The following is a 5,426-nucleotide window of genomic DNA, read 5'->3' as shown; positions in this document are numbered from 1 at the left end:
AGGGTTTGAACGTGCGATTTGTTGATGGCTTGCATGGTTTTTCACTCCTGGGGTGGGAAGCGCGTGACTGCGCTGGGGAGTGATTTTTCAGATTTCGGGGGGGCTTGTGCGGCGCTATCGAGCCACTTTTTTGCCGGAAATTAGGAAAAACGGGGGTTTTTCCAAACTTTTTTTCGGTCCCCTTGCCGGCAGGGGGCTCCGAACCTACTGGCAATGAGCCAGAAAAGACCGACAAACGACAGAATTGAAAAAGGCGCCTACAGGCGCCTTTCGTTCTTGATCACCAGATCCAGATGCTTTTATTTTTGGACAGTCAATGGCCGCAGTGACGGAATCACCTGGGGATTGCGCGTGCCGATCTCCCAGCGCCGTGGTTCGATCTCGGTGTAGACGAACCCCGGCACGTACAGATCCCCGTTGTCGTCCTCCCACGGGTCGACGGCGATGCGCATGACCACCGCCTGGCTGCGAATCGGCAACGGGCTGCGCACGCGCATGGGCAGCGGCGTGTTGTCGGCGCCCTCGGCGAACAGCACGCGGGTTTCCGGCTCGCCTTCCTTGCCCTCCTTCTTCTTGTCCTTGCCTTTCTTGGTGCTGCCCTTGTCCTGCTCCTGGCGCAGTTGCGTCTTGTAGGCGCCGCCATCGGTGGCCGCATACACCTCCCGGGCGGACATGCAGGTGGCGCCTTCGGGCATGCCCTTGCAGCTGTATTCCTCCTCGCCGATCTTGAGGCTGGAACAGCCGGTAATCGCGCCGACGAGCGCAAGCAGAGTGAAAATCTTCTTCTGGATCATCGTGAATCTCCTCACTTAACCGAACTGAGTTTCAGGGAGCTTTCGTCGAACTGGGCCGACAGGCCTTTCTTGACGATGAAGTTCACTTCGCGCATGGCATCGATCTCGATCACCGGGAACATTTCCTCGGCCATGTCCATGTAGTAATCGGCCAGGCGCTCCAGGGCGCTGCCGACCCCGCGCACCGCGGCTCCCTGCAGAGCATTGGCATCGAGCGCCTGCTCGTAGACGGGGCTGCTGGTCTTGCCCGAGTTGCCGTTGCCGCCGCGGGTGACACTGATCGAGGGCACCTGGCGGACATCGAAGGCGGAAGAAATCCCTTCGGCGAACCCGGCCAGCAGTGCGCGGGAGAGCAACTGGCCCTGCTTGCTGACCAGCCGCCCGCGGATGCCGGCCTTGCCGTCCTCGCCGGTCACGTAGGCATCCAGGCTGGTCTCGAGGACGGCCCCGTCGTTGCGCACGCACGACAACCGCTCCGCGCGCATGTAGGCGCGCTCCGAGCTGCGCTCGCCCCAGCCGGCGGCGATGACGAAACACTCGCGGAAGTCGGCGCGAAAGCGGTTGGGCAGGATCGCCTCGCTCTTGATCCGCACCAGGCTGGGATAGGGATCTTTCTGGGCCTTGCTGCCCGTGGGGGCGTCCATGCCGGTGACCAGCACCCCCGAGAGGATGGCGCCGGCCGGCAGGCTGACCGTCACCGCCTTGGGCAGCTTGTCCTTGCCCGCGTCCTTGGCGTTCGAGCCGCTGCGGATGGTGCGGATCTTCGGGGCGGCGGTTTCGCCCGAACCGGAGTGGCCGGGCACGCCGACGGCAGTCGGTGCCGGCATGTCGGCGTACACCTGGCTCAGCGCGGCCGGCGAGCTGGTCGCCCGGGAAACGAAGGGCGTTCGTCTGGCCGGCGCGTAGGACTCGTCTGCCAGGGACGAGCCCGGCGGGGCCTCCTCGCTACGTGCCTCGGACGCCTCGCTGCGCCGTTCCAGTTGCACCAGCGTATTGCGCAGCTCTTTCAGCTCCTTTTCCAGCTCGTTGACGTGCTGCTGGGTCCGATCGTCCTGCTTTTCCTTCTCGCGCAGCCCCATCGCCTGCTCCATCCGGTACTGGCTTTTCTGCAGGTTCTGGATCTGGGTGACCAGGGCATCGAGGCCCATCGAGCGCGGGTCGTCGTCGGTCAGGATCGCCTCCACCTTGGGCTTGCTCGGGGCGCTGCGCGCGCTGCTGTCCGGATTGGCGGCACTCATGGCGACGGCCACGAGGGTGCCGACGAGCACCACCGTGCCGCCGATGGCCAGGGTCCGTTTGGCCGTCGGCGTGAGGTTTTCGAATACGCTCTGGAGATTCTGCATGGGGGCTCCTTACTGCAGCAGGCTCGGACGGGAAGAACGGTCCGGGGCGTCCGTGGGAACCCGGGTGACCAGGAACACTTCCGTCTTCTGACCCGGCTCCAGGATCTCGTGGGGCCAGCTGCTCACCGCCGCCCGGTAGGGATGGGTGCAGGCGCCGTGATCGAACTCCAGGGTCCGGCTCGAGATGTTCTGCGCGACGGCCACGAAGATGCGGAAGTCGTGGCCGGTGATCAGCTGCGATTTGCTGAAATCGAACTTCAGCCCCGGTTGGGCGCAGGCCGGGATCGAAGCGCCCGAGGGCAGCGCTGCGAAGCTGTAGCCGGGCGGCAGGGTGCCCAGCGCCATGTCGCGCAGGATGCTGCGCAAGGAGTCCATGTAGGGCTGGCTGCGCTCCCACTTGCTCGCCTGTTCCGTGTTCGTGCGGGCGCCGGTCTGCACCGCCTGGCCTTTCCAGCCGCCCGGCCCGTTCTGGGCGAGGATCAGGTTCGCCTGGATCGGCGGCACCGGCTGCGGCAGCAGGGTCAGGGACAGGGCGATCGACTCGTCGTCCTCCGGCGTCACGAACAGGGTGATCGGCTGGTCGGTGTGCGGCGTGACGTAGAGGGCATTGCCGCTCGACGTGATGGCCGCCTCGCTGACCGTCTGGACGATCGGCCGCTCGAAGGGGGTTACCAGCCGGTTGATCTGCCCTTTGCTGATCGGGATGAGGGTGTTGGAGCCGGGCGACACCAGGACCTCCTGGCGAGTCTCGACCAGCACGGGCGCCGTCTGCGGCTTGGCCATGACCTGCGCCGGGACGGCGGGAAGATCGGCGGCGGCCAGTCGGGCGGAGCTTTTCCGCTCGGTTTGCGCCGGCGCAGCCTGGGTCTGTGCCTCGGCGGCGGGCGCCAACTCGCTGGCCGCCATCGGCATGGCCAGACCGGGGATGCTGACGTCATCCGCGGCATGGCTGGTGGCAGCCGCGATGGCCAGCAGGAGGGCAACAGGCCGAAAGCGTTGGGCGGAGCGGGAAGGTCGGGCAGATGGAGTGGGACGCATGGGGGCAACCTCTGTTCTCGGATGCCCCCATTTTGAAAAGTCGATCCGCTCCTGTGCGGCCTTTTCCGGCCATTTTCTGGCTCGAAAGGACCCCAAAAAAACGAAGAGGGCCAGCGATTCCAAAGGAAGGCTGGCCCTCACTGCCGTTCTACGCCGATACGGCGAAGACCTATTCCGTCTTGTTGTGCAGCTTGTCCATCCGCTCGTTCAACTGGGTCTCCCGGTCGATCACATCCTGGCTGCGCGCCTCCCCCGAATAGGTGTTGAGCCAGCTCAGCAGCGGCCGGTAGTTGCGGATCACCAGCTCCATCTCGTAGGTGCGGGATTGGCGCTTCTTGTCCCCGATCGGCCCCTCGCTGACCGAGCGCCCGACGACGAAGAACTTGTTGGGGTTGGCGTTATCGCGCAGCACCTTCTGCGGCTCGAAGCCCAGCGATACCCGGTCCTGGCGGATCAGGAAGATCTGATGGTCCAGCACCTCCATCACGTCCTGATAGATGCCCGAGTCGAGAATGGGGCCGATCGCTTCCTTGACCACGGTGGCGTTCGAGGGGGTGACGTTGCCCAGCAGCATGGCGATGTACATGGCCCAGGCCTCGGTGTACTCCTCCCCGGCCCGGGTCTTGCTGAGCCACGACTGCTCGGCCAGCGTCGGCGGCACCACGGTGACCACCTGATCCCGGCTGATGGCCACGCAGGAGACGAACAGGTTGGCCACGATCAGCCCCAGCACGATCATGCGCAGGAATTTGGCCTCGCCGCGCAAGGTGTCGAAGGTGTCCTTGAGATTCCTGGCCAGCATCAGATGAACTCCCTTTCATAGGCATTGGGCATGGACCTGGCGTTCTTTCCGGAAATCGCGCCCAGGTGCCAGTACAGGGCGTGCAGCAGATAGCCGTCCGGGCGGTTGTCGCAGTAGCGCCGGTAGAAACGCGCCAGCGCGAAACCGACGACCAGGCAGACCATCAGCTGCGCGATCAGCACGCCGGCGACCATGGCGATGCCGATCGGCATCACCTCGTCGATGCGCCAGAACAGCACATAGGGCGGCTCGTCGATGTATGCGGGAATCTTCACGCCGTCGTTACTCATGGTTGGCCCCCTTGCTCTGGCCAGATAGCCCTTCCAGGGCCTGCAGTATTCCGTCGCGGCTGGCATGGCTGCCCTGCAGCACCAGCGACTGGCCGGACTCGTTGTCCACCACCAGGGTGGACGGCGTTTGCGTGATGCCGAGCTTGAGGGCCTGGTCCAGGTCGGCCTTCACGCGGTCGACGGCCTCGATGGAGTCGAGGCAGCTGGCGAAGCGCTTGCCGTCGAGGCCGAGGGCGGTGGCCAGGCCGGTGAGCGACCCGGACACGCCCTTGCCGTTGGACGGCGTGCTCTGGAAGACGCTTTCGGCGTACTTCCAGGCCGCCTCCGAGCCGCCTTGCTCGCCGGCGCATTCGATGGCCAGCGCCTGATTGCGCGAAGCCTCGCCGTGGGCCGGCACATGCAGCAGCGCCGCGTTGATATGTCCGCCCGAGCTGTCGATCAGGCCCTTGAGGAGGGGGAAGTGCTCGCGGCAGTAGGGGCATTCGGTATCGGTCATTTCGACCAGCGTGTAGCGGGCCGTGGCCGCCCCGTAGATCCAGTTGTCGGGCACGGCATTACCCGTATTCCCCGCCTCCCCGGATGGGACGAGCTTCAGATTGCCGATGAGCTCCGTCATCGCCGCGGTGTCGATGCCTGCCGGAGTAAGCATTTCCAGCTGGTTTTTCAGGTCGGCCATTTCGCTCTGGCATTGGCCGACGAGCTTGAAGTGATAGAAGCCGCCCACCACCAGGGCGGTGGCGAGCCCGGTGGTGAGCAGCGTCGAACGAATGGACATGGAGGACATGCGGGGCAACCTTTGTGGATGGGTTGCCCCCATTGTGAAAAGCCGATTCGCTCCTGTGCGGCCATTTCCCGCCATTTTCTGGCTTGAAAGGCCCCCTTCAAATGCGCTTGGGCAAGTTGCTGATCAACAGCGACAAAACGACCGGCACCAGGATGAGGATGAAGGTGCAGACCAGCAGCGGCGGGATCGGCACCGGCAGCAGAACGCTCAACAGCAGCAGGATGGCGCCCCACGACAGGATCGCCACGGCGTTGTTGTTCAGCAACGGCGAGGCGTAGTCGAAGCTGTGCCGCTTGGCATGCCAGCGCATCCAGCCGGCGAACACCGCCGGCAGCAGCACCACCGCCAGGAACGGCAACCAGAACAGCATCATCA

Annotated in this window: 7 protein-coding genes; all 7 read right to left on the bottom strand. The window is 64.8% G+C overall.

The window, feature by feature from the left end; all coding sequences use genetic code 11:
- Positions 1–299: 299 nt before the first annotated feature.
- Positions 300–794 (bottom strand): type IV conjugative transfer system lipoprotein TraV, encoded by a 495-nt coding sequence (gene traV / locus BMY22_RS22515; protein WP_090625535.1) that lies wholly within the window; start codon positions 792–794, stop codon positions 300–302.
- Positions 795–805: 11 nt separating this feature from the next.
- A complete protein-coding gene (locus BMY22_RS22510; RefSeq protein WP_090625534.1) occupies positions 806–2,137 on the bottom strand; it encodes a TraB/TrbI/VirB10 family type IV secretion system protein in 1,332 nt (443 codons plus the stop codon).
- A gap of 9 nt (positions 2,138–2,146) precedes the next feature.
- A complete protein-coding gene (locus BMY22_RS22505) occupies positions 2,147–3,175 on the bottom strand; it encodes a TraK domain-containing protein (RefSeq protein WP_090625532.1) in 1,029 nt (342 codons plus the stop codon).
- A 169-nt stretch (positions 3,176–3,344) separates the two neighbouring features.
- Positions 3,345–3,977, bottom strand: coding sequence for a TraE/TraK family type IV conjugative transfer system protein (locus BMY22_RS22500; protein ID WP_090625530.1), 633 nt, complete (start codon positions 3,975–3,977; stop codon positions 3,345–3,347).
- The gene (traL, locus tag BMY22_RS22495; RefSeq protein WP_040107217.1) at positions 3,977–4,267 is read right to left on the bottom strand and encodes a type IV conjugative transfer system protein TraL; all 291 of its coding nucleotides are present in this window, start codon (positions 4,265–4,267) and stop codon (positions 3,977–3,979) included. The genes BMY22_RS22500 and traL overlap by 1 nt, the downstream gene beginning before the upstream one ends.
- Positions 4,260–5,051: a DsbA family protein gene (locus tag BMY22_RS22490; protein ID WP_090625529.1), complete on the bottom strand. Its 792-nt coding sequence runs from the start codon at positions 5,049–5,051 to the stop codon at positions 4,260–4,262. Before BMY22_RS22490 ends, traL begins: the two co-directional genes overlap by 8 nt.
- Positions 5,052–5,148: 97 nt before the next feature.
- On the bottom strand, positions 5,149–5,426 hold a 278-nt coding region (locus BMY22_RS22485), incomplete at its 5' end, for an IncC plasmid conjugative DNA transfer DtrJ family protein (protein WP_090625527.1).

It is taken from the genome of Azotobacter beijerinckii, from assembly GCF_900110885.1.
GTDB lineage: Bacteria > Pseudomonadota > Gammaproteobacteria > Pseudomonadales > Pseudomonadaceae > Azotobacter > Azotobacter beijerinckii.
This window is presented reverse-complemented; position numbering and strand designations above follow the sequence as displayed.

Excerpts from the sequence above, each read along its gene's own strand:
- traV (WP_090625535.1), bottom strand. The coding sequence starts at position 794 with ATGATCCAGAAGAAGATTTTCACTCTGCTTGCGCTCGTCGGCGCGATT.
- BMY22_RS22510 (WP_090625534.1), bottom strand. The coding sequence starts at position 2,137 with ATGCAGAATCTCCAGAGCGTATTCGAAAACCTCACGCCGACGGCCAAA.
- BMY22_RS22505 (WP_090625532.1), bottom strand. The coding sequence starts at position 3,175 with ATGCGTCCCACTCCATCTGCCCGACCTTCCCGCTCCGCCCAACGCTTT.
- BMY22_RS22500 (WP_090625530.1), bottom strand. The coding sequence starts at position 3,977 with ATGCTGGCCAGGAATCTCAAGGACACCTTCGACACCTTGCGCGGCGAG.
- traL (WP_040107217.1), bottom strand. The coding sequence starts at position 4,267 with ATGAGTAACGACGGCGTGAAGATTCCCGCATACATCGACGAGCCGCCC.
- BMY22_RS22490 (WP_090625529.1), bottom strand. The coding sequence starts at position 5,051 with ATGTCCTCCATGTCCATTCGTTCGACGCTGCTCACCACCGGGCTCGCC.